At 73.0% G+C, this 22,075-nt stretch carries 18 protein-coding genes and 1 riboswitch; of the genes, 13 read left to right on the plus strand and 5 right to left on the minus strand.

Annotated features, from left to right (window positions below; translation table 11 throughout):
- The first annotated feature begins 228 nt into the window (after positions 1-228).
- The 3 genes from ACIG36_RS08730 to ACIG36_RS08740 all read left to right on the plus strand — a co-directional run bounded on the left by ACIG36_RS08730 (position 229) and on the right by ACIG36_RS08740 (position 3,134).
- On the plus strand, positions 229-1,098 hold the full coding sequence (locus ACIG36_RS08730; protein ID WP_399924244.1) for an ABC transporter ATP-binding protein: 870 nt from the start codon (positions 229-231) through the stop codon (positions 1,096-1,098).
- Positions 1,088-1,978, plus strand: coding sequence for an ABC transporter permease (locus tag ACIG36_RS08735; protein WP_399924247.1), 891 nt, complete (start codon positions 1,088-1,090; stop codon positions 1,976-1,978). Before ACIG36_RS08730 ends, ACIG36_RS08735 begins: the two co-directional genes overlap by 11 nt.
- An 88-nt stretch (positions 1,979-2,066) precedes the next feature.
- Positions 2,067-3,134, plus strand: a complete 1,068-nt coding sequence (locus ACIG36_RS08740; protein ID WP_399924250.1) for an ABC transporter substrate-binding protein — start codon at positions 2,067-2,069, stop codon at positions 3,132-3,134.
- A gap of 36 nt (positions 3,135-3,170) precedes the next feature.
- On the opposite strand, the gene ACIG36_RS08745 is transcribed toward ACIG36_RS08740, so the two are convergent.
- On the minus strand, positions 3,171-4,085 hold the full coding sequence (locus ACIG36_RS08745) for a sucrase ferredoxin (protein WP_399924253.1): 915 nt from the start codon (positions 4,083-4,085) through the stop codon (positions 3,171-3,173).
- A gap of 135 nt (positions 4,086-4,220) precedes the next feature.
- Here ACIG36_RS08745 and ACIG36_RS08750 point away from each other — a divergent pair, with 135 nt between their 5' ends.
- A complete protein-coding gene (locus tag ACIG36_RS08750) occupies positions 4,221-5,276 on the plus strand; it encodes a CobW family GTP-binding protein (protein ID WP_399924256.1) in 1,056 nt (351 codons plus the stop codon).
- 88 nt (positions 5,277-5,364) lie between these two features.
- Here the strand turns inward: ACIG36_RS08750 and ACIG36_RS08755 are convergent, their stop codons facing one another.
- Positions 5,365-7,821 (minus strand): DNA topoisomerase (ATP-hydrolyzing) subunit A, encoded by a 2,457-nt coding sequence (locus ACIG36_RS08755; protein ID WP_399924258.1) that lies wholly within the window; start codon positions 7,819-7,821, stop codon positions 5,365-5,367.
- Between the two features lie 223 nt (positions 7,822-8,044).
- On the opposite strand from ACIG36_RS08755, the gene ACIG36_RS08760 reads away from it, so the two are divergent.
- From ACIG36_RS08760 to ACIG36_RS08775, 4 genes are all read left to right on the plus strand, one after another.
- Positions 8,045-9,400, plus strand: coding sequence for a M16 family metallopeptidase (locus ACIG36_RS08760; RefSeq protein ID WP_399925371.1), 1,356 nt, complete (start codon positions 8,045-8,047; stop codon positions 9,398-9,400).
- 44 nt (positions 9,401-9,444) lie between these two features.
- Positions 9,445-10,812, plus strand: coding sequence for a M16 family metallopeptidase (locus ACIG36_RS08765; protein ID WP_399925373.1), 1,368 nt, complete (start codon positions 9,445-9,447; stop codon positions 10,810-10,812).
- Between the two features lie 233 nt (positions 10,813-11,045).
- Positions 11,046-11,200, plus strand: a riboswitch (cyclic di-AMP (ydaO/yuaA leader).
- Between the two features lie 11 nt (positions 11,201-11,211).
- Positions 11,212-11,997, plus strand: a complete 786-nt coding sequence (locus tag ACIG36_RS08770; protein ID WP_399924261.1) for a M23 family metallopeptidase — start codon at positions 11,212-11,214, stop codon at positions 11,995-11,997.
- 202 nt (positions 11,998-12,199) lie between these two features.
- Positions 12,200-12,919: a GntR family transcriptional regulator gene (locus ACIG36_RS08775; RefSeq protein WP_399924264.1), complete on the plus strand. Its 720-nt coding sequence runs from the start codon at positions 12,200-12,202 to the stop codon at positions 12,917-12,919.
- 233 nt (positions 12,920-13,152) lie between these two features.
- On the opposite strand, the gene ACIG36_RS08780 is transcribed toward ACIG36_RS08775, so the two are convergent.
- On the minus strand, positions 13,153-13,434 hold the full coding sequence (locus ACIG36_RS08780; protein WP_225660929.1) for an HPr family phosphocarrier protein: 282 nt from the start codon (positions 13,432-13,434) through the stop codon (positions 13,153-13,155).
- A gap of 153 nt (positions 13,435-13,587) precedes the next feature.
- Here ACIG36_RS08780 and ACIG36_RS08785 point away from each other — a divergent pair, with 153 nt between their 5' ends.
- The 4 genes from ACIG36_RS08785 to ACIG36_RS08800 all read left to right on the plus strand — a co-directional run bounded on the left by ACIG36_RS08785 (position 13,588) and on the right by ACIG36_RS08800 (position 19,027).
- Positions 13,588-16,437: a GNAT family N-acetyltransferase gene (locus tag ACIG36_RS08785; RefSeq protein ID WP_399924266.1), complete on the plus strand. Its 2,850-nt coding sequence runs from the start codon at positions 13,588-13,590 to the stop codon at positions 16,435-16,437.
- A 79-nt stretch (positions 16,438-16,516) separates the two neighbouring features.
- Positions 16,517-17,104: a DUF5998 family protein gene (locus tag ACIG36_RS08790; RefSeq protein WP_399924269.1), complete on the plus strand. Its 588-nt coding sequence runs from the start codon at positions 16,517-16,519 to the stop codon at positions 17,102-17,104.
- Positions 17,104-18,312, plus strand: coding sequence for an alkaline phosphatase family protein (locus ACIG36_RS08795; protein WP_399924272.1), 1,209 nt, complete (start codon positions 17,104-17,106; stop codon positions 18,310-18,312). The genes ACIG36_RS08790 and ACIG36_RS08795 overlap by 1 nt, the downstream gene beginning before the upstream one ends.
- A 55-nt stretch (positions 18,313-18,367) precedes the next feature.
- Positions 18,368-19,027 carry a thymidine kinase gene (locus tag ACIG36_RS08800; protein WP_399924275.1) on the plus strand — a complete coding sequence of 220 codons (660 nt, stop codon included), beginning with the start codon at positions 18,368-18,370 and terminating at the stop codon, positions 19,025-19,027.
- A 54-nt stretch (positions 19,028-19,081) separates the two neighbouring features.
- Here the strand turns inward: ACIG36_RS08800 and ACIG36_RS08805 are convergent, their stop codons facing one another.
- Positions 19,082-19,879, minus strand: coding sequence for a VOC family protein (locus ACIG36_RS08805; RefSeq protein WP_399924278.1), 798 nt, complete (start codon positions 19,877-19,879; stop codon positions 19,082-19,084).
- A 195-nt stretch (positions 19,880-20,074) separates the two neighbouring features.
- Here ACIG36_RS08805 and ACIG36_RS08810 point away from each other — a divergent pair, with 195 nt between their 5' ends.
- Complete coding sequence (locus ACIG36_RS08810) at positions 20,075-20,911, plus strand: sulfurtransferase (RefSeq protein WP_399924280.1); 837 nt, start codon at positions 20,075-20,077, stop codon at positions 20,909-20,911.
- A 48-nt stretch (positions 20,912-20,959) separates the two neighbouring features.
- Here the strand turns inward: ACIG36_RS08810 and sepH are convergent, their stop codons facing one another.
- Positions 20,960-22,051 carry a septation protein SepH gene (gene sepH, locus ACIG36_RS08815; RefSeq protein WP_399924283.1) on the minus strand — a complete coding sequence of 364 codons (1,092 nt, stop codon included), beginning with the start codon at positions 22,049-22,051 and terminating at the stop codon, positions 20,960-20,962.
- Positions 22,052-22,075: the final 24 nt, after the last annotated feature.

The raw sequence follows: 22,075 nt of genomic DNA on the forward strand, positions 1-22,075 counted from the left end.
GACGCGCACTGACCGTAGCCGGGAGATGGCCGCTTGTGTCGCCCCCGTGTCACTTTTGTTGTTCTATCGCGAGCAAAACGAGCAGAACAGACTTCGCGCGCTCAAGTCGCACAGCGCTCACAAGCCTGCCCTGTGGCGCTCGCCACTCCTAACGTCCACCACCGGTCGCCCCGCACGCGGAGCGGGGCCCAGGCACACCGGAAGACGGCCGGCAGCGGAGGCGGACGGATGAACAGCGGCAACCAGAACGTCGATCCACCGGGCGTCCCCCCGGCGGGCGGCGTCCCGGCCATCGAGCTGCGTGGTGCGAGCAAGGTGTTCCGAACGCCCTCGGGCGCGGCGCACACGGCCGTACGCGATCTCGATCTCACCGTCGGACAGGGCGAGTTCGTGGCGGTGGTCGGCCCGACCGGGTGCGGCAAGTCGACCACGCTCACCCTGGTGAGCGGCCTGGAGGAGCCCACCGAGGGCGAGGTGCTGGTCGGCGGCGAGACGGTGACCGGGATCAGGCCGGAGGTCGGGTTCGTCTTCCAGCAGGACGCGGTCTTCCCCTGGCGCACGGTGCTCTCCAACGTCATGGCCGGTCCGCGCTTCCGCGGCGTGGCGAAGGCGGAGGCCCGCGAGCGAGCCCGCGACTGGCTGGGCCGGGTGGGCCTCGCGGCGTTCGAGGACCGCTATCCGCACCAGCTCTCCGGCGGCCAGCGCAAGCGCGTGGCACTCGCCCAGACCTTCGTCAACGATCCCGCGATCCTGCTGATGGACGAGCCGTTCTCGGCGCTGGACGTGCAGACCCGGGCGCTGATGTCGGACGAACTGCTGGAGCTCTGGGGCGGTTCGCGCGCGGGCGGACGGCGGGCCTCCGTCGTCTTCGTCACCCACGACCTGGAGGAGGCCATCGCCCTCGCCGACAAGGTCGTGGTCATGACGGCCGGTCCCGCCACCGTCAAGCAGGTCTTCCCCATCGGCCTGCCCCGGCCGCGCAAGGTCGAATCGGTGCGCCTGGAGCCGGAGTTCATCGAGATCTACCGCGAGATCTGGTCCTCCCTCGGCGAGGAAGTCCGCATCACCCGTGAGAGGGGCGCCTCCCGTGTCGCCTGAGTCCATCACGCCCGTCGCCGCAACGGCTGTCACGACCAAGCGCGTTCAGGGGCGCGCGCAGGCGCGCGAGCGCGCCGCCCGCAACCGCAGGCTCCTCGTCCTCGGCACGCGGGTGCTGCTGCTGGTCGTCCTGCTGGCCGCCTGGGAGATCGCGTCCCGCACCAAGGCCATCGACCCCTTCAACTTCTCGATGCCGTCGAAGATCTGGGACCAGATCGTGCAGTGGACCCTGCACGGCACCGCCCAGGGCTCGCTCGGCGAGCAGATCTGGACCACGCTCTACGAGGCCCTGCTCGGCTGGGTCGCCGGCGTGACGGCCGGTGTGGTGCTCGGCATCGCGCTGGGCCGCGTCCGCTTCCTCGCCGACGTCCTCGGCCCGTACATCAAGGTCCTCAACGCGCTGCCGCGCATCGTGCTCGCGCCGATCTTCCTCATCTGGTTCGGCCTCGGGCCCGCCTCCAAGGTCGCCTCGGCCGTGGTGCTGGTCTTCTTCCCCGTGTTCTTCAACGCCTTCCAGGGCGCGCGCGAGGTGGACCGCAACCTGATCGCCAACGCGCGCATCCTGGGCGCGAGCAACCGCCGTGTGACCCTCCAGGTCGTCATCCCCTCCGCCACCACCTGGATCTTCACCAGCCTGCACATCAGCTTCGGCTTCGCCCTCATCGGCGCCATCGTCGGCGAGTACATCGGCGCGACCAAGGGCATCGGGCTGCTCGTCGCACAGTCGCAGGGCACCTTCAACTCGGCCGGTGTGTACGCGGCGATGGTCATCCTCGCCGTCGTCGCGCTCCTCGCCGAGGGGCTGCTGACCTTCGCCGAGCGGCGGCTCTTCCGCTGGAAGCCGGGCGGCTCGCACGGCGCGGGGGGCAGCGTCGAGTGACCGCTCGCCGACAACTCCCGTTCGTTCCCGACCGATGTTCCCGACCCGATCAATGTTCCCGACCGACACTGACCACAAGGAACCGATGATGCATACGTTCGGCACCCTCGCCAAGGCCTCCGCGACCGTCCTCGCGGGGGTGATGTGTCTGGCCCTCTCCGGCTGCGCCGACGAGTCCTCCACCGGAGGCAAGAGCTCCGCGGCCAAGGGCCCGGCCTCCGGCGAGACCGTGAGGATCATGGTCGGCGGCCTGGACAAGGTCATCTACCTGCCCGCGGTGCTCACCCAGAGACTGGGCTACTTCAAGGACGAGGGGGTGACCGTCAAGCTGCTCTCCGAGCCCGCCGGTGTGCAGGCCACCACCTCCCTGGTCTCCGGGGACGTCCAGGGCGTCGTCGGCTTCTACGACCACACCCTCGACCTGCAGGTCAAGGGCAAGAACGTGCAGTCGGTGGTGCAACTGGCGCAGACGCCGGGGGAGGTGGAGATCGTCTCCAAGCAGGCCGCGGCCGGCATCGCCTCGCCCAAGGACTTCAAGGGCAAGAAGCTCGGGGTGACCGGACTCGGCTCCTCCACCGACTTCCTGACGAAGTATCTGGCCGTGAAGAACGGCGTCAAGGTCAGCGACTTCACCCCGGTGGCCGTCGGCGCCGGCCAGACCTTCATCTCCGCGCTGGAGAAGGGCGCCATCGACGGCGGCATGACCACCGACCCGACCGTGGCCCAGATCCTCGCCAAGGACTCGGGCAAGGTGCTCGTCGACATGCGCACCCCCGAGGGCTCCAGGGCCGCGCTCGGCGGGCTCTACCCCGCCTCGAGCCTCTACATGAGCACCGACTGGGTCAACAGCCACAAGGACACCGTCCAGAAGCTCGCCAACGCCATGGTCAAGACCCTCAAGTGGATGTCGGAGCACTCGCCCGAGGAGATCGCGGCCGAGATGCCCGCCGACTACGCGCAGGGCGGCAAGGAGCTCTACATCAAGGCGATCAAGAACACGCTGCCGATGTTCACCAAGGACGGAGTGATGCCCGCCGACGGGCCGAAGACCGTCCACGAGGTCCTCAAGTCCTTCAACCCCAACCTCAAGAACGCCTCGGTGGACCTGAAGAAGACCTACACCACCGAGTTCGTGGAGAAGGCTGCCGCGCGCTGACGGACGGGTTCGGCCGGGGGCGGTCGGCCCGGCGGCTCAGGCCGCCGACGGGACGGCCGGCAGGACGGCCACGACGTCCATCCGGCCCGGCCTGCCGGGCACCATCCCGCAGGTCTCCGGGCGCGGCGGCTCCGCCGCGCCCTGCTCGACCTCGACCCGCCAGGCGCGCCCGTCGCGATGGGTGACGGTCACGGTCCAGCGCGAGCCCGTGCTCTCGGCCGCGGTCACGTCGAGGGCGTCCGCGCTCCGCTCGCCGGTCAGTTCGCGCACGGCCAGCTCGGCGGCCTGGCCGGGGCGTTCGAAGGCCGAGCGGCCCCGGCAGTTCGCGGTGTCGACCAGGCCGGTGCGCGCCGCCTCGAGCGCCTCCTTGACGTCCTGTGCGGTGGCCCGCCCGTACGTGTAGCCGTACGGCAGGACGAACAGAGTCGGCGAAAAGCGGTGACCGCCGATGTGGGTGACCTCCCAGACCTCGGTGCCGGCCGCGGCCAGCTCCGTGGCCAGCGGGCGGCCCAGCAGCGCGCAGCAGCGGTCCCGCTTGCCGTTCGTGCAGACGAAGACCAGGGGATCACCCTCGTACGCCTCCCACAGCCCGCCGTGCTCACCCGCCCCGAGTGCGGCGAAGTCGAGCTCCAGCAGCGCGGCGGGGTCGTCGACGCGGGTCGTGCGGATCCAGGAGCGACCGGGTGCGGTGTGGGCGACGAAGACCCGCTGGGAGGCGGGCTCGTGGCAGTCGGCGTGCCGGCCGGGGCGGCGGATGAGCTGGACGCGCACGCCGGTGTCCTTGGCGGCCAGGTCCAGGGCGCTGCCCACGGCGGGGTCGAGGTGGCTGGACGCGAGCGCGTCGGCGCCCCAGGGGCCGGGTTGCTCGATCAGCAGCCACGTCCGCGCCGGGGCGGCGGTGCCGGCCAGCGGCTCGGCCAGCAGTCGGGAAGCGGTCGCGCACGTGCTCACATAGGTGAGCCTAACCTGACCTGAGGCCGGTGCGACACTTGACCGGTCGATTGATACGACCGGATGGACCCACCGGGTCGACGACCGGACGGGCGACCGGACGGACGAGACGGACGAGACGAAGGAGACGCCCACGTGGCCAAGCGACAGATCCCCGTCATCGTGCTCGCGGGCTTCCTGGGTTCCGGCAAGACGACCCTGCTCAACCACCTGCTGAGCAGGAGCGGGGGCAGCAGGATCGGGGCGGTCGTCAACGACTTCGGCAGCATCGAGATCGACGCCATGAGCATCGCCGGGCAGGTCGACTCCATGGTCTCGCTCGGCAACGGCTGCCTGTGCTGCGCCGTGGACACCAGCGAGCTGGACGTCTTCCTCGACCGGCTGGCCCGCCCGGCCGCCCGCATCGACGTCATCGTCATCGAGGCCAGCGGACTGGCCGAGCCCCAGGAACTCATCCGCATGATCCTGGCCAGCGAGAACAGGAACATCGTCTACGGCGGGCTGGTCGAGGTGATCGACGCGGCGGAGTTCTCGGCCACCCGCGCCCGGCACCCCGAGCTCGACCGCCACGTGGGCATCGCCGACCTCGTGGTGCTCAACAAGGCCGACCGTATCGGGGACGAGGCGCGCGAGAGCCTGCTGGCCACGCTCGCCGGCCTCGCGCCCGGCACGCCCGTCGTCACCGCCTCCTACGGGCGGGTCGACCCGGAGTTCCTCTTCGACCGCAAGCCCCGGGAGGACCGGAACGAGGCGATCCGGCAGCTGTCCTTCGAGGACCTATGTGCGGGGGAGGACGAGCACGGGCACGACGGCCACGGGCACGACGGCCACGACGGCCATCTGCACGCGGCCTACGAGAGCGTCGAATTCACCTCCGAGGACCCCCTGCACCCGCGTCGGCTGATGGACTTCCTCGACGCCAGACCGAGGGGGCTCTACCGCATCAAGGGCTTCGTCCACTTCGGCGTCAGCGGGCACCGGAACAAGTTCTCGCTGCACGCGGTCGGCGATTTCCTCCGCTTCTACCCGTCGCCGTGGGCGCGCTCCGAGAAGCGCGCCACCCAGCTCGTCATGATCGGCAGCGGGATCGACGCCGGTGCCCTGCGCGAGGGGCTCGAGGCCTGCCGGGACACCGCGGGAGAAGCCGACGACACCGGCATGTGGGGCGTCCTGCGCTACGCGCAGACCTGAACCGACAGACCTGAACCGACAGACCTGAACCGGCGAGCCGACGGGCCGGGCCCGCCCCCTGCGGGGCGGACCCGGGGGAGGGCCCGACCTACACCGGGCCCGCCACCACGGCCACCGGCTTGGGCAGGGGCGCCCCCGAACCGTCACGGCGCGGGTCGGGCTCCGGCAGGAGTGCCGGGGTGCCGTTGGCCGTCGCGGCGAGGGCCGGGCCGGCCCCCGCCCAGGCCAGGACCAGGCAGTCCTCGCCCTTGAGGAAGCGCTGGCAGCGCACGCCGCCCGTCGCCCGGCCCTTGCGCGGGTACTGGTCGAACGGCGTGAGCTTGGCCGTCGCCTCCGAGGCCGCGCCCGGCAGACCGCCCCGGGCACCGGCGACCGTGAACACCACCCCGTCCTCGGCGGGATCGACGGCCGTGAACGAGATGACCTTGGCACCGGCCGACAGCTTGATGCCCGCCATGCCGCCCGCCGGGCGGCCCTGCGGCCGCACCTGCGCGGCCTGGTAGCGCAGCAGCTGTGCGTCGTCGGTGATGAAGACCAGGTCCTCCTCGCCCGTGCGCAGCTCCACCGCGCCCACGATGCGGTCGCCGTCCTTGAGCGCGATGACCTCCAGCTCGTCCTTGTTGGCCGGGTAGTCGGGGACCACGCGCTTGACGACGCCCTGCTCCGTGCCGATGGCCAGGCCCGGCGAGGACTCGTCGAGCGTGGTCAGACAGACCACGCGCTCGTCCTCCGTCAGGGACAGGAACTCCGACACCGGGGCGCCGCCCGCCAGGTTCGGCGCCGCCGCCGTCTCCGGCAGCTGCGGCAGGTCGATCACCCGCAGCCGCAGCAGCCGACCGGCCGACGTCACCGCGCCCACCTCGCCCAGGGCCGTCGCCGGGACCGCCGAGACGATCACGTCGTGCTTGACGCGCTTGGTCTCGGCCGCGCCGTCGAACGGCTCGCCCGTGGCCGTACGGGCCATCAGGCCCGTGGAGGACAGCAGCACCCGGCACGGGTCGTCCGCGACCTGCAGCGGCATCGCCGCCGCGGGCACGCCCGCCGACTCCAGCAGCACGGTGCGCCGGTCGGTGCCGAACTTCTTCGCCACGTCCGCCAGTTCCGAGGAGACCAGCTTGCGCAGCTCCGCGTCGGACTCGAGGATCCGGGTCAGGTCCGCGATCTCGGAGTTCAGCCTGTCGCGCTCCGACTCCAGCTCGATGCGGTCGAACTTCGTCAGGCGGCGCAGCGGGGTGTCGAGGATGTACTGGGTCTGCACCTCGGAGAGCGAGAACCGCTCCACGAGTGACGCCTTGGCCTCCGCCGCGTTCTCACTCGATCGAATGATTCGGATGACCTCGTCGATGTCGACGAGCGCCACCAGCAGACCCTCGACCAGGTGCAGCCGGTCGCGCCGCTTGCCGCGCCGGAACTCGCTGCGCCGGCGGACCACCTCGAAGCGGTGGTCGACGTAGACCTCCAGCAGCTCCTTCAGGCCCAGCGTGAGCGGCTGCCCGTCGACCAGCGCCACGTTGTTGATGCCGAAGGACTCCTCCATCGGCGTGAGCTTGTACAGCTGCTCCAGCACGGCCTCGGGGTTGAAGCCGTTCTTGATCTCGATGACCAGGCGCAGGCCGTGGGCGCGGTCGGTGAGGTCCTTCACATCGGCGATGCCCTGCAGCTTCTTGGAGCCGACCAGGTCCTTGATCTTGGAGACGACCTTCTCCGGGCCCACCGTGAAGGGCAGCTCCGTGACGACCAGGCCCTTGCGGCGGGCGGTGACGTTCTCCACGGAGACGGTGGCGCGGATCTTGAAGGTGCCGCGGCCGGTCTCGTACGCGTCCCGGACGCCGCTCAGGCCCACGATCCGGCCGCCCGTGGGCAGGTCCGGGCCGGGGATGTACTTCATCAGGGTGTCCAGATCGGCGCCCGGGTGCCTGATCAGGTGCCGGGCGGCGGCGATGACCTCGCCCAGGTTGTGCGGCGGCATGTTCGTCGCCATGCCGACCGCGATCCCGGAAGCGCCGTTGACCAGCAGGTTCGGGTAGGCGGCGGGAAGCGCGACCGGCTCCTGCTCGCTGCCGTCGTAGTTCGGCGCGAAATCGACCGTGTCCTCGTCGATCGACTCGGTCATCAGCGAGGTCGCCGACGCCATCCGGGCCTCGGTGTAGCGCATCGCCGCGGGCGGGTCGTCGTTGCCCAGCGAGCCGAAGTTGCCGTGGCCGTCGACCAGCGGCAGCCGCATCGAGAACGGCTGCGCCATGCGCACCAGGGCGTCGTAGATCGAGGCGTCGCCGTGCGGGTGGAGCTTGCCCATCACCTCGCCGACGACGCGGGCGCACTTGACGTACGAGCGCTCGGGGCGCAGCCCCATCTCGTTCATCTGGAACAGGATGCGGCGGTGGACCGGCTTGAGGCCGTCCCGGGCGTCGGGCAGGGCGCGGGAGTAGATGACCGAGTAGGCGTACTCGAGGAAGGAGCCCTGCATCTCGTCGACGACGTCGATGTCGAGGATGCGCTCCTCGAAGTCTTCCGGCGGCGGGGTCTTCGTGCTGCGGCGGGCCATCGCGGCTGCTGCTCCTTCGATCGATTGCCGAGGCGGGACTGACGCCGACCATTGTGGACCGCTCCACTGACAACCCCGACCGCGACCCGTCCGGGAAGGGTGCGCGGGCCGGGGAACTTCTCCGGATGTCAGCGCGCTTGCATACAGTGACAGCACTGTTCATCACGCGAGTCGTCGCGAGGCACCGCGGGATCTTAAAGAGATCGAAGGGACGTACATGCCCATGGGTCACACGGCCACGCAACAGGCCGCCTCCGGCGGTCTGACAGCGACCGAGCACCGCCTGGCCAACGGCCTGCGGGTGGTCCTCTCCGAGGACCACCTCACGCCGGTGGCCGCGGTCTGCCTCTGGTACGACGTCGGCTCGCGCCACGAGGTCAAGGGCCGCACCGGCCTCGCCCACCTCTTCGAGCACCTGATGTTCCAGGGCTCGGCCCAGGTCAAGGGCAACGGCCACTTCGAGCTGGTGCAGGGCGCCGGCGGTTCGCTCAACGGCACCACCAGCTTCGAGCGCACCAACTACTTCGAGACCATGCCCGCCCACCAGGTCGAGCTGGCCCTGTGGCTCGAGGCCGACCGGATGGGCTCGCTGCTGACCGCCCTCGACGACGAGTCGATGGAGAACCAGCGCGACGTCGTCAAGAACGAGCGCCGCCAGCGCTACGACAACGTGCCCTACGGCACCGCCTTCGAGAAGCTGACGGCGATGGCCTACCCCGACGGCCACCCCTACCACCACACCCCGATCGGCTCGATGGCCGACCTGGACGCCGCCTCCCTGGAGGACGCGCGCGCCTTCTTCCGCACGTACTACGCGCCCGGCAACGCCGTCCTCGCGGTCGTCGGCGACATCGACCCCGAGCAGACGCTCGCCTGGATCGAGAAGTACTTCGGCTCCATCCCCGCCCACGACGGCAAGCAGCCCCCGCGCGACGGCTCCCTGCCCGACACCATCGGCGGGGAGCTGCGCGAGGTCGTCCGCGAGGAGGTGCCCTCCCGCGCCCTGATGGCCGCCTACCGCCTGCCGAACGACGGCACCCGCGAGGCCGACGCCGCCGACCTGGCCCTGACCGTCCTCGGCGGCGGCGAGTCCTCCCGCCTGCACAACCGCCTGGTGCGCCACGACCGCTCCGCCGTCGCCGCCGGCTTCGGCCTGCTGCGCCTGGCCGGCGCGCCCTCCCTCGGCTGGCTGGACGTCAAGGCGTCCGGCGGCTTCGAGGTGGAGGCGATCGAGGCCGCCGTCGACGAGGAGCTCGCCCGCTTCGCCGTCGAGGGCCCCACCCCGCAGGAGATGGAGCGCGCCCAGGCCCAGCTCGAGCGCGAGTGGCTGGACCGGCTCGCCACCGTCAGCGGCCGGGCCGACGAGCTGTGCCGCTTCGCGGTGCTCTTCGGCGACCCGCAGCTGGCGCTGACCGCCGTGCAGCGGGTGCTGGACATCACCCCCGAGGAGGTGCAGGAGGTCGCCAAGGCCCGGCTGCACCCCGACAACCGCGCGGTGCTGGTGTACGAGCCGACCGCCCCGCAGACCGACGCTGACGCCGAAGCCGGCGAGAACCAGGAAGAGGAGACGGCTCAGTGAGCGACGCCGCTGCCGCGAGCACCACGCAGACCGCCGGCCCGTCGATGGTGTTCCACCCCCAGCCCAAGGCGGGACAGGCCACCCCCTGGGCCTTCCCGGCCCCCCTGCGCGACCGGCTGCCCAACGGGCTGACCGTGCTGCGCTGCCACCGCCCCGGCCAGCAGGTCGTCGCCGTCGAGATCTGCCTCGACGCGCCCCTGGACGCCGAGCCCGAGGGCCTCGACGGCGTGTCCACGATCATGGCCCGCGCCTTCTCCGAGGGCACCGACAAGCTCAGCGCCGAGGACTTCACCGCGGAGCTCGAGCGCTGCGGGGCCACCCTCGACGCCCACGCCGACCACCCGGGCGTGCGCCTCTCCCTGGAGGTCCCCGCCTCCCGGCTGGCCAAGGCCCTCGGCCTGCTGGCCGACGCCCTGCGCGCCCCGGCCTTCCCCGACAACGAGGTCGAGCGCCTGGTGGGCAACCGCCTGGACGAGATCCCGCACGAGCTCGCCAACCCCGCCCGCCGGGCGGCCATGGCGCTGTCCGCCGAGCTCTTCCCCGCCGGATCCCGGATGTCGCGGCCCCGCCAGGGCAGCCAGGAGACCGTCGAGCGCATCGACGCCGCCTCCGTGCGCGCCTTCTACGAGGCCCACGTCCGCCCGGCCACCGCCACGGCCGTGGTCGTCGGCGACTTCACCGGCATCGACCTCGACCAGGCCCTCGCCGAGTCCCTGGGCGCCTGGACCGGCGCTCCCGCCGAGCCCCGGCCCGTGCCGCCGGTCACCGCCGACGACGCCGGCCGCGTGGTGATCGTGGACCGCCCCGGCGCGGTCCAGACCCAGCTTCTGCTGGGCCGGGTGGGCCCCGACCGGCACGACAGCGTCTGGCCCGCCCAGGTGCTCGGCACCTACTGCCTCGGCGGCACCCTCACCTCCCGCCTGGACCGCGTCCTGCGCGAGGAGAAGGGCTACACCTACGGCGTCCGCTCCTTCGGCCAGGTGCTGCGCTCGGCCCCCGACGGCACCGGCACCGCCCTGCTGGCCATCAGCGGTTCCGTGGACACCGCCAACACCGGCCCGGCCCTCGAGGACCTGTGGGCGGTGCTGCGCACCCTCGCGGCCGAGGGGCTGACCGAGGCCGAGCGCGACGTCGCCGTGCAGAACCTGGTCGGCGTCGCGCCGCTGAAGTACGAGACGGCGGCCGCCGTCGCCGGCACGCTCGCCGACCAGGTCGAGCAGCACCTGCCGGACGACTTCCAGGCGCGGCTGTACGAACGCCTCGCGGAGACGGGCACCGTGGAGGCCACCGCGGCGGTCGTGAGCGCCTTCCCGGCCGACCGTCTGGTCGCCGTGCTCGTCGGCGACGCGTCCGAGATCACCGAGCCCGTCAAGGCGCTGGGCATCGGCGAGGTGACGGTCGTCCCGGCCTGACAGGGGCTCAATCCCCCTGGTCCGCCGCCGACCTGCGGCGGACATTGCGGGACAAGCGTGGCGCGTGGGCCCGGCGAGGCCCACGCGCCGCCTTTATGCCCGATTTCGCGCAGTGGTTGCATGTTGGTCGTGTGGCGTACGTCATAAAAGCCCGGTTCTGTTTGCCGTTCGAATCTGACGCCGATTAGCGTCAGGGCGGCAGTCCGTCAGATCGGAGCCGCAACCGCGGTCCCGGGCAGCCATCGCCGAGTTCCCGAGGCGCGAGCCGAGGGGAGCCGGGGACCCAAACGTCCCTGGGGTGAATCGGTTCCCTTTCACGAGGGAGCCGTAGGAGACCTTCCTGCTCCGAACCCGTCAGCTAACCCGGTAGGCGAGAAGGAAGGAAAGGATCGCCCAGCCATGGGTAAGCACCGTCGTCCGAGCCGAGCCGCACGCGTCAGCGCCAATGTGGCGGGCATAGCCACCCTGACCGCCGCCGGCGTGGTCGCCGGCGTCGCCGCTCCGGCCTTCGCCGCCGGGGACGACTCCCGCGGTCCCGAGGACACCGGACTGACCCAGGCCGTCGTCATCGGCGACGTCATGGCCGAGAACGTCGACGCCCAGGCCGAGACCCAGCGCAGCGCCGCCGACGAGGCCTCGGCCCGTCTGCAGGCCGAGGAGACCGCCAAGCAGAAGGCGGCCGAGGCCAAGGAGCGCCACGCGGAGGCCGAGCGCAAGCTCAAGGAGGAGCGCGAGGCCAAGGAGCGCGCGGCCCGCGACGAGGAGCGCAAGCGCCTCAACACCTTCGTGAGCCCCATCGACGGCTCCTACGTCTCCACCTCCTACAAGGCCTCCAGCGGCCTGTGGTCCTCCGGCAGCCACACCGGCATCGACATCCACGCCGCGACGGGCACCTCCGTCCAGGCCGTGGGCGCCGGCACCATCGTCGAGGCCGGCTGGGGCGGCGCGTACGGCAACAACGTCGTCATCAAGCACAACGACGGCACCTACACCCAGTACGCCCACCTGTCCTCGCTGGACGTCTCCGTCGGCCAGACGGTCGCCCCGGGCCAGCAGATCGGCCTGTCCGGCGCCACGGGCAACGTCACCGGCCCGCACCTGCACTTCGAGGCCCGCACGGGTGCCACCTACGGCTCCGACATCGACCCCGTCGCCTACCTGAGCGCGCACGGCGTCAACATGTGACACCCGCCGAGCGATCGGCGCGGCTTCCGTCAAGGCCCCGGCCCCCGGCCGGGGCCTTCGCGTTGGCCAAAAAATATCCATGATTCCCCGGCACCATCGGAAATCGCGGGGGATTGCAATAGAGTCGCTGAACGGATGTCAATCGACCGCGAATCGCGGAGGATTAAGCCTTAGGCGGAGGTACAGCCATGCGGGGCCGTACGTGAACGGCGGTGGTGAAGCGGCGCACGAGGGCCGCCGCATTTCCGCGCACGCCGTGTGCACGGCGATCCGCGACGACATCGTCTCGGGCGCTTTCCCGCCCGGCAGCCGGCTCATCGAAGAACTCCTCGCCCGCCGCTACGGGGTCTCCCGGGTGCCGGTGCGCGAGGCGCTGCGCACCCTCGCCTCCGAGGGGTTCGTCACCACCCGCCGGCACGCCGGGGCCTGTGTCGCCGAGCCCACCGAGCAGGAGGCGGCGGATCTCCTGGACGTCCGCGCCCTGCTCGAGCCGCTGGGCGCCGCCCGCGCCGCGCAACGGCGCGGCGAGGCGCATCTGAAGGTCCTGCGCGGCCTGGTCCGCCTCGGCCAGGAGCGGGCCCGTGCGGGCCGCACGGCCGAGCTGCGGCCGCTGGGCGAGTGGTTCGACGAGACCCTGGCCCAGGCCTCCGGCAGCCCCAGCCTGGCCGCCCTGCTCACCCAGCTGCGCCGCAAGATCGCCTGGGTCTACCTGGCCGAGCCGCCCGCCCGGCCGCTGGAGGCCTGGGAGGCCTGCGGGGCGCTCGTGGACGCGGTGGCCCGCGGTGACGCCGAGCGGGCCCGCGCGCTCGCCGCCGCGCGCGCCGAGCGGTGGCCCGGCGAATTCCGGCTGCGCCGCCCGCCCGCGCCCCAGCGGGTGCGCCCGCCGAAACAATCCGTAAACACGGCGGGCGCGCGTTCTTAACAACCCGCCGCTATTCATGGAGGAATAGCGGCCGGGAATTGGTGGCGGTCCCCGGCCCCGGCGCCGTACGCGGTGCGGCAGGCACGCGCCGCGTACGGCGTGCAAATAACGGACGTCGGCCCCGGGCATTGACGGCCGCCGGGTACGACAACGGGGCCGCGGTTGCGCCCGGTCGGCGCCGCGGCCCCGTCGCATGTCCGCCGCGCGGCGGCGGACCGGAGGGCTCCGGTGGATCAGACGGTCTCCGGGAGCTCCTCGAGCCCCTCGGCGACCAGCTTGGCCAGACGGTCGAGCGCGGCCTCGGCGCCCTCGGCCTCCGTGGCGAGCACGATCTCCTCGCCGCCCTGGGCGCCCAGGCCCAGCACGGCCAGCATGGAGGCGGCGTTGACGGGGTTGCCGTCCGCCTTCGCGATCGTCACGGGGACGCCGGCGGCGGTCGCCGCACGGACGAAGATCGACGCGGGCCGGGCGTGCAGGCCCTCGGCCCAGCCGACGTTTACGCGGCGCTCAACCATGGTGTTGCCCTTCAAGTCGATATTGGTTGTCTAGACCATTGTCGCACGGGGTGCGCGGTGCCCCGTGCGCCCGCCCGCGTCAGGGCCGTCCGGCCCTGCCCCCGGGGCCACTCGCCGCCTCCGGCTGTCGGTGCCCGGCCTTACGCTGGCCCCATGCACACGCCGCCACCGCACGCGTACCCGGCCCACTGGGAAGCCGATGTCGTACTGCGCGACGGCGGCACCGCGCGGATCCGCCCCATCACCCCCGACGACGCCCAGCGGCTGGTCAGCTTCTACGAGCAGGTCTCGGACGAGTCCAAGTACTACCGCTTCTTCGCGCCCTACCCGCGCCTGTCCGACCGGGACGTGCACCGCTTCACCCACCACGACTACGTCGACCGGGTGGGCCTGGCGGCCACCGTCGGCGGCGAGTTCATCGCCACCGTCCGCTACGACCGCATCGACAGCCACGGCATGCCGTCCTCCGCCCCGGCGGACGAGGCCGAGGTCGCCTTCCTGGTCCAGGACGCCCACCAGGGCCGCGGCGTCGCCTCCGCGCTCCTCGAGCACATCGCGGCCGTCGCCCGCGAGCGCTCCATCAGGCGCTTCGCCGCCGAGGTGCTGCCCGCCAACACCAAGATGATCAAGGTCTTCACGGACGCGGGCTACACCCAGAAGCGCAGCTTCGAGGACGGCGTCGTCCGCCTGGAGTTCGACCTCGAGCCCACCGACAGATCCCTGGCCGTCCAGCGCGCCCGCGAGCGGCTCGCCGAGGCCCGCTCCGTCCAGCGCCTGCTCGCCCCCGGCTCCGTCGCCGTCGTCGGCACCGGCCGCGAACCCGGCGGCGTGGGCCGCACCGTCCTGCGCAACCTGCTGGCCGGCGGCTTCACCGGGCGCGTCCACGCCGTCAACAAGGCCTTTCCCGAGGACCTTTCGGTCCTGCGGCCCGAAGGCGTCCCCGCCCACCGGTCCGTCCTCGGCATCGGTGAACCCGTCGACCTCGCCGTCATCGCCGTGCCCGCCGAGCACGTGCCCGCGGTCGTCGCCGACTGCGGCGAGCACGGCGTCCAGGGGCTCGTCGTGCTGTCCGCCGGATACGCCGAGAGCAGCCCCGCCGGCCGCGACCGCCAGCGCGAGCTCGTCCGCCAGGCCCGCTCCCACGGCATGCGCGTCATCGGCCCCAACTCCTTCGGCCTCATCAACACCGCCGACGGCGTTCGGCTCAACGCCTCCCTCGCACCCGAGCTGCCCGCCGCAGGACGCGTCGGGCTGTTCAGCCAGTCCGGCGCCATCGGCATCGCCCTGCTCTCCGGACTCCACCGGCGCGCCGCCGGGCTGGTGGGCATCTCCACCTTCGTCTCCGCCGGCAACCGCGCCGACCTCTCCGGCAACGACTTCCTCCAGTACTGGCACGACGACCCCGACACCGACGTCGCCCTGATGTACCTGGAGTCGATCGGCAACCCGCGCAAGTTCGCCCGCCTGGCCCGGCGCACCTCCGCCCGCAAGCCGCTCGTCGTGGTCAAGGGCGCCCGGCACGGCGCCGCCGCCCCCGCCGGGCACGCCGTGCGCACCACCCGCATCCCCGACGCCACCGTCTCCGACCTGCTGCGGCAGGCCGGCGTCATCCGCGTCGACACGGTCACCGAGCTGGCCGACACCGGGCTGCTCCTCGCCTCCCAGCCGCTGCCCCCCGGCCCCCGCGTGGCCATCCTCGGCAATTCCCAGTCGCTGTCCCTGCTGACCTACGACGCCTGCCTCACCGAGGGCCTGCGCCCGCTGCTGCCCCGCGACCTGACCACGGCCGCCGCCCCCGCCGACTTCCGCACCGCCCTGGCCGAGGCCCTGGCCGACCGCGCCTGCGACGCCGTCGTCGTCACCACCATCCCCTGGGTCGGCGACCCCTCCGCCGCCGACCTCGCGGGCGCCCTGCGCGAGGCCGTCGACCGGGCCGCGCCGGACGCCGCCGCCAAGCCCGTCGCCGTCGTCCACCTGGAGACCCCCGGCCTCGCCGAAGCCCTCGCGGCGCCGCCCGCGCCCACCGCGGACGACGGCACGCGCGAGGGCCCCGCGCCCGCCGTCCGCATCCCCGCCTACCCCGCCGCCGAACGGGCCGTACGGGCGCTCGCCGAAGCCGTGCGGTACGCGCGATGGCGCCGCCAGGCCGCCACCCCGGGACGTGTCCCCGAGTACGAGGACATCGACGAGACCGGAGCCGCCGCCGACATCGACGTCCTGCTCGAGGCCCACGACGCCAAGGGGCCGCGCGCCGTGACGCTGTCCGCCGCCGACATCGACGTCCTGCTCGAGGCCCACGACGCCAAGGGGCCGCGCGCCGTGACGCTGTCCGCCGCCGACACCCAGCGCCTGCTCGCCCGCTACGGCATCGCCGTCCTGCCCGCGCTGCCCGCCCCCGACCCCGACAGCGCCGTCCACGCGGCACAGCGGCTGGGCTACCCCGTGGCGCTCAAGCCCACCGCACCCCACCTGCGCCACCGCGCCGACCTCGGGGGCGTCCGCCTCGACCTCGGCGGCGAGGCGGAACTGCGCCGGGCCTACACCGAGTTGAGCGACCTGCTCGGCAGCCCGCGCGAGCTGCGGCTCGTCGTGCAGTCCATGGCGCCGCGCGGCGTCGACACCGTCGTACGGGCCGCCATCGACCCGGCGGCCGGAGCCGTGCTCTCCTTCGGGCTGGCCGGCGCCCCCTTCCTGCTCCTCGGCGACACCGCCCACCGCCTCGTCCCGGCCACCGACCGGGACGCCGCCGAGCTCATCCGCTCGATCCGCACCGCACCCCTGCTGTTCGGCTGGCGCGGCTCCACGCCCGTCGACACCCCGGCCCTGGAGGAACTGCTGCTGCGCGTGTCGCGGCTCGTCGACGATCACCCCGAGGTCGTGGGCGCCGACCTCGAGCCCGTGATCGTCGCGCCGCACGGTGTTCATGTGCTCGGTGCGTCCATACGCCTGGCCCCGCCGCCCGCCCGCACCGACCTGGGCCCGCGCAGCCTGCCGTCCTACTGAGCCGGCGGACCCGGTCCGCCGGCTCCCGCCGGGACGGGCCCCGGCAGCCGGGCCCCGTACGCCCCGTAGGATGGGACGTATGGCGAAGACCGGTACGACGACCCAGGGGCTGCGCGCAGCTATCGAGCGCAGCGGCTATTACCCGGCTCTCGTGGCCGAGGCGGTGGAGGCCGCCGTGGGCGGGGAGCCGGTCGTGTCGTACCTGGTCCACCAGGAGACGACCTTCGACTCCAACGAGGTCCGCCGCCACGTCACGGTGCTCGTCCTGACCGGTACCCGATTCATCGTCAGCCACACCGACGAGCAGGCCGCCGACGGCACGTCGCCCTCCCCGTACGCCACCACCTCCACCGAGTCGGTCAAGCTCGAGCGCATCTCCTCGGTCGTGCTCAGCCGCGTCGTGGCCAACCCCGAGGCGTACACCCCGGGCACCCTGCCCCGCGAGGTCGTGCTGACCATCGGCTGGGGCGCGGTCTCCCGCATCGACCTGGAGCCCGCCGCCTGCGGCGACCCCAACTGCGACGCCGACCACGGCTACACCGGCTCCTCCACGGCCGACGACCTGAGCCTGCGGGTCAGCGAGGCGGGCGACGGCCCGGACACCGTCCGCCAGACCCTCGCCTTCGCCCAGGCACTCTCCGAGGCCACCGCGGCGACCACCCGCTGATGTCCTACCCGACCGTCGCGGGCGACCCCTGGCACGAGCCGGCCCTGCTCGACCCCCGCCACGCCCCGCTGCCCCGCTACGGCACCGGCTCGCTCGCCGACCTGCTGCCCACCGTCGCGGCGGGCCTGGGCGTACCCGGGATGGCCGGCGGCCTGGCGCTGGAGCCCGCCGACCGGGTCTGCGTCTTCCTCATCGACGGCCTGGGCTGGGAGCTGCTGCGCGCCCACCCCGCCGAGGCGCCGTTCCTGCACTCGCTGCTGCACACCTCCATGAACGGCACCGGCGAGCCCATGACCGCCGGCTTCCCGTCCACCACCGCGACCTCCCTCGCCTCGGTGGGCACCGGCCTGCCGCCCGGCGCGCACGGCCTGCCCGGCTACACCGTCGCCGACCCGGCCACCGGCGAGCTGATGAACCAGCTGCGCTGGCGTCCCTGGACCGACCCGCACGCCTGGCAGCCGTACCCCACCGTCTTCCAGCTCGCGGACGCCGCCGGGATCGCCACCTGCCAGGTCTCGGCGCCCGACTTCGAGCACACCCCGCTCACGAAGATCGCCCTGAGCGGCGGCACCTTCCACGGCCGTCTCTCCGGCGAGGAGCGGATGGACTTCGCCGCCGACCGGCTCGCCGCCGCCGACCGCTCGCTGGTCTACACCTACTACAGCGAGGTGGACGGCAAGGGGCACCGCTTCGGCGTCGACTCCGAGGAGTGGCGCGGCCAGTTGATGTACGTGGACCTGCTCGCCCAGCGCCTGGCCGAGCAGCTGCCGCCGCGCTCCGCGCTCTACGTCACCGCCGACCACGGCATGATCGACATCCCCTTCGACCCGGAGTCGCGCATCGACTTCGACGAGGACTGGGAGCTGCGCGCGGGAGTGGCCCTGCTGGGCGGCGAGGCCCGCGCCCGCCACGTCTACGCCGTGCCGGGCGCGGCCGACGACGTGCTGGCCGTGTGGCGCGAGGTCCTCGGCGAGCAGATGTGGGTCGCCGGACGCGACGAGGCGATCGAGGCCGGCTGGTTCGGCCCGCCCGGCGCGGGCGTCGACGACCGGGTGTACGGACGGATCGGGGACGTCGTCGCCGCCGCCCGCGACGACATCGCGATCGTCGCCACGGAGACCGAGCCCAACGAGTCGAAGATGGTCGGCCTGCACGGTTCCATGACGCCCGTCGAACAGCTCGTACCGCTGCTCGAAGTCCGTTCCTGAACCCCGAGCCTTCTCCCCCCACCCCCCACGACAAACGAAAGGCATTGGCCTTCCCATGCCCGAGCTGGTGTTCTTCTCCGGAACGATGGACTGCGGAAAGAGCACTCTCGCTCTGCAAATCGAGCACAACCGGTCGGCCCGCGGCCTGGAAGGCATGATCTTCACCCGTAACGACCGCGCGGGCGAGGGGAAGCTGTCCTCCCGGCTCGGCCTGGTGACCGACTCCGTCGAGGCCGGCGAGGGCTTCGATTTCTACGCGCACCTCGTCGCGCACCTCTCGGCGGGCGGCCGCGCCGACTATGTGATCGCGGACGAGGCGCAGTTCATGGAGCCCGAGCAGATCGACCAGCTGGCCCGGATCGTCGACGACCTCGAGCTCGACGTGTTCGCCTTCGGCATCACCACCGACTTCCGCACCAAGCTCTTCCCCGGCTCCCAGCGGCTGATCGAACTCGCCGACCGGGTGGAGGTGCTGCAGGTCGAGGCGCTGTGCTGGTGCGGGGCGCGGGCCACGCACAACGCCCGTACGATCGGCGGACAGATGGTCGTGGAGGGCGCGCAGGTCGTCGTCGGCGACGTCAACCAGCCCGAGACCGTGGTGGGTTACGAGGTGCTGTGCCGGCGCCACCACCGCCGCCGGCTGACGGCCGCCGCGGCGCGCGCCGCAGCGCTGTCGCCCGACGTGCTGCCGGTGGACCCCGAAGGGACCGACTGACGGGCCGGGCGGACTCCCTCGGCAGGACCGTTTTGGCTCAGGCGGCCCAGGGGGTCAGGATGCCGACCGCCTCAGCGCGAGGACCGCGCCCTGCGGATCCTCGACCGTCGCCACCGGGCCCGCCGGGCCCGGTGCCGGGCCCTGAAGCACCCGCCCGCCCAGCTCGGTGACCCGCCGGGCCGCGGCGTCCACGTCCGCCACCTCGAAGTACGTCAGCCAGTGCGGGCGCTGCGACGTATCTCCCTTGCCACGGATCGCCGCCACGGGGCGGCCGTCCGCGTGCAGGGTGATCGTGTCGGAGTCCACCGACCCCGCCGCCTTGGTCTCGTACCCGAACAGCGCGCGGTAGAACTTCAGCATCACGGGGGCCTCGTAGGTCACCAGTTCGTGCCAGACGGGGGTGCCCGGCACCCCCGTCAGCTGCGGGCCCGCCGGCTTCTGCCCCTGCCACACCCCGAAGGAGGCGCCCGCCGGGTCCGCCGCCAGCACCAGCCGGCCCGCGTCCTCGGCGGCCAGCGGGCCCACGCCCACGGTGCCGCCGCAGCAGTGGATCCACTCGGCGGTGACGTCCGCGTCGTCGCTCGCCAGATAGGTGGTCCAGGCGCCCGCGAGTTGACGGCCCGGCGGGAGCTCGCCGATTCCGGCGACGTCGTGGCCGTCCAGCGCGGCCCGTACGTAGGGGCCCAGTTGGCGCGGACCGGGGTCGTAGTACGTCCAGCCGAACAATCCGCCGTAGAACTCCTGGGTCGCCTCTAGGTCGTGCACCAGGAGGCTGGTCCAGCAGGGGGTGCCCGGTGGCTGGCGCCGGGGCTCCCCCTCGCCGGTTGGGTAGGACCCCGATACCTCGGTCATCGTCAGTCGCTCCTCGGACCGTCGTGGTGGCCGCGCGTCCCGCTCCGGTCGCGGGCTTCACGTGTTCCCGCAGGAGAATGCCCGAATTCGCGTCCCGCTACTGTGCCCGCGCCGTCGCCGTTCAGTATCGATCAGCATCGCGGCGTCTGGCCAGGGGGCCGTCCGGCGCAACGCCGGGTACGCCAGGATGGGGGCATGGACGCCATCATCACCGCGACGGAATGGGCGAGCGAGTCGGCCGGGGAGCGGCCGCCGACGCTCCTGGACATCCGCTACCGGCCCGGGGGCCCGCCCGGCCGGCCCGAGTACGACGCCGGGCACCTGCCCGGCGCGGTCTACGTGGACCTCGACGCCGAGCTGGCCGGGGCGCCGGGCCCGAGGGGCCGTCACCCGCTGCCGGACACCGAGGTGTTCGGCGCGGCGATGCGGCGCGCCGGGGTGCGGGCCGGCCACCCGGTCGTGGTCTACGACGGGGGCCTGGGCTGGGCCGCCGCCCGTGCCTGGTGGCTGCTGCGCTGGGCCGGTCATCCGTCCGTCCGGTTCCTGGACGGCGGGCTCCCGGCGTGGACGGCCGCGGGCGGGCAGCTGACGCGGGAGGTTCCGGCCGTGGACGAGGGCGACTTCGTGCCACGGCCGGGGGCGCTGCCGGTGCTCGACGCGGACGGCGCGGCGGCGCTGGCGCGCCGCGGGCTGCTGCTGGACGCGCGGGCGGGGGAGCGGTACCGGGGCGAGGTCGAGCCGCTGGACGCCGTCGCCGGGCACATTCCCGGCGCCGTCTCGGCCCCCACGACGGAGAATGTGGCCGGGGACGGCCGCTTCCACCCCGCGAAGACCCTGGCGGACCGGTTCGCGGAGCTCGGGGCCGAGCCGGGCGCCGAGGTCGGCGTCTACTGCGGCTCGGGCGTCTCGGCCGCCCATGAGGTGCTGGCGCTGGCGGTGGCGGGCGTCCCGGCGGCGCTGTACGTGGGCTCGTGGAGCGAGTGGTCCTCGGACCCGGACCGGCCCGTGGCGACGGGGGCCCAGCCGGGCTGAGCACCCGATGGAGCTGTCCCTGCCCGTGGCGTCCGCCGCGGGCAGGGACTAATCCTGCTTCTTGCGCCGGGTGCCGAAGACGATCTCGTCCCAGCTCGGCACCGCCGCGCGGCGGCCCGGACGGACACCGTCCGCCTCGGCCTGGCGGTCGGTGGTGCCGATCAGGCGCTCGCGGTGGCCGGCCACCGAGCGCGGCATGAGCACGTCCGCGTACGCGGACCCCGCGCTGGCCGCCGGGGCGGGCGGCTCCGCGGCCTCCGCCTCCTCCGGCGCGGGCTCGGGGGCGGCGGACGGCGGCGCGGAGGGGGGCTCCGGCACGACCATGTCGCCCCGGAAGCTGGGGACCGCCTCGAGCAGGCTCGTCAGTGAGTCGCGCTCCTTGGCCGGCTCCTCCCCGGCCTCGCCGGAGGAGGCCTCCGGCTCTGCCGGGGCGGGCACGCTGCCCTGACGCTCGCGGTCAAGGGAACGATCCAGCGGCCGGTCGCGCGGCAGGCGCGCGATGCGCGGCACGAACGGGAAGCTGGGCTCGGGCGTGTCGTCGGTCTCGCCGATGAGCGCGCGGGCCTCGTCGTCCAGCGCCTGAACGATCCGGCGCGGCGGGTCGTACGTCCAGCTCGCGGCGCGCGGCTCGCCGGAGGCGCGGTAGACGAGCAGCACTTCCCAGGTGCCGTCGTCGCGGCGCCAGGAGTCCCACTGGGCGGTGTCCTTGTCGGCGCCGCGCAGCACCAGCCGCTCGCCGACGGCCTCGCCCAGCGGCGGGCCGGTGTTCTCGCCGGGGCGGCGTACGGGCGTCTTGCGGGCACGCTCGGCCATGAACGCGCGCTCGGCGAGCACGGGGCCCTCGAAGCGGCGGACGCGCTCCACGGGGATGCCGGCGAGCTGGGCGACCTCCTCGGCGGAGGCGCCGGCCCGGATGCGGGCCTGGATGTCGCGGGGGCGGAGGTGGCTCTCCACCTCGATCTCGATCTGCCCGAGGCGCGCACGGTCGTTGCGCACGGCGGCACGCAGCCGCTCGTCGATGGGCAGCGTGTACTCCGTGCTGTCCGCAGCCTTGAGCACCAGCCGTGTGCCGTCGTTGGAGACTGCCACGACACGCAGTTCGGGCATGGGGACCTCCCGGGTGGTGCCTGCCGACGTCACCTGCGTCGCTGCTTCCGCTAGTCG

Origin of the sequence: Streptomyces sp. NPDC053048 (assembly GCF_044547045.1) — a bacterium.
In the GTDB taxonomy this organism is placed as follows: domain Bacteria; phylum Actinomycetota; class Actinomycetes; order Streptomycetales; family Streptomycetaceae; genus Streptomyces.

Bases quoted from the DNA above. Each gene is read 5' to 3' on its own strand.
- ACIG36_RS08730 (WP_399924244.1), top strand. From the start codon at position 229: ATGAACAGCGGCAACCAGAACGTCGATCCACCGGGCGTCCCCCCGGCG.
- ACIG36_RS08740 (WP_399924250.1), top strand. From the start codon at position 2,067: ATGCATACGTTCGGCACCCTCGCCAAGGCCTCCGCGACCGTCCTCGCG.
- ACIG36_RS08755 (WP_399924258.1), bottom strand. From the start codon at position 7,821: ATGGCCCGCCGCAGCACGAAGACCCCGCCGCCGGAAGACTTCGAGGAG.
- ACIG36_RS08760 (WP_399925371.1), top strand. From the start codon at position 8,045: ATGGGTCACACGGCCACGCAACAGGCCGCCTCCGGCGGTCTGACAGCG.
- ACIG36_RS08765 (WP_399925373.1), top strand. From the start codon at position 9,445: ATGGTGTTCCACCCCCAGCCCAAGGCGGGACAGGCCACCCCCTGGGCC.
- ACIG36_RS08770 (WP_399924261.1), top strand. From the start codon at position 11,212: ATGGGTAAGCACCGTCGTCCGAGCCGAGCCGCACGCGTCAGCGCCAAT.
- ACIG36_RS08780 (WP_225660929.1), bottom strand. From the start codon at position 13,434: ATGGTTGAGCGCCGCGTAAACGTCGGCTGGGCCGAGGGCCTGCACGCC.
- ACIG36_RS08785 (WP_399924266.1), top strand. From the start codon at position 13,588: ATGCACACGCCGCCACCGCACGCGTACCCGGCCCACTGGGAAGCCGAT.
- ACIG36_RS08790 (WP_399924269.1), top strand. From the start codon at position 16,517: ATGGCGAAGACCGGTACGACGACCCAGGGGCTGCGCGCAGCTATCGAG.
- ACIG36_RS08795 (WP_399924272.1), top strand. From the start codon at position 17,104: ATGTCCTACCCGACCGTCGCGGGCGACCCCTGGCACGAGCCGGCCCTG.
- ACIG36_RS08800 (WP_399924275.1), top strand. From the start codon at position 18,368: ATGCCCGAGCTGGTGTTCTTCTCCGGAACGATGGACTGCGGAAAGAGC.
- ACIG36_RS08805 (WP_399924278.1), bottom strand. From the start codon at position 19,879: ATGACCGAGGTATCGGGGTCCTACCCAACCGGCGAGGGGGAGCCCCGG.
- ACIG36_RS08810 (WP_399924280.1), top strand. From the start codon at position 20,075: ATGGACGCCATCATCACCGCGACGGAATGGGCGAGCGAGTCGGCCGGG.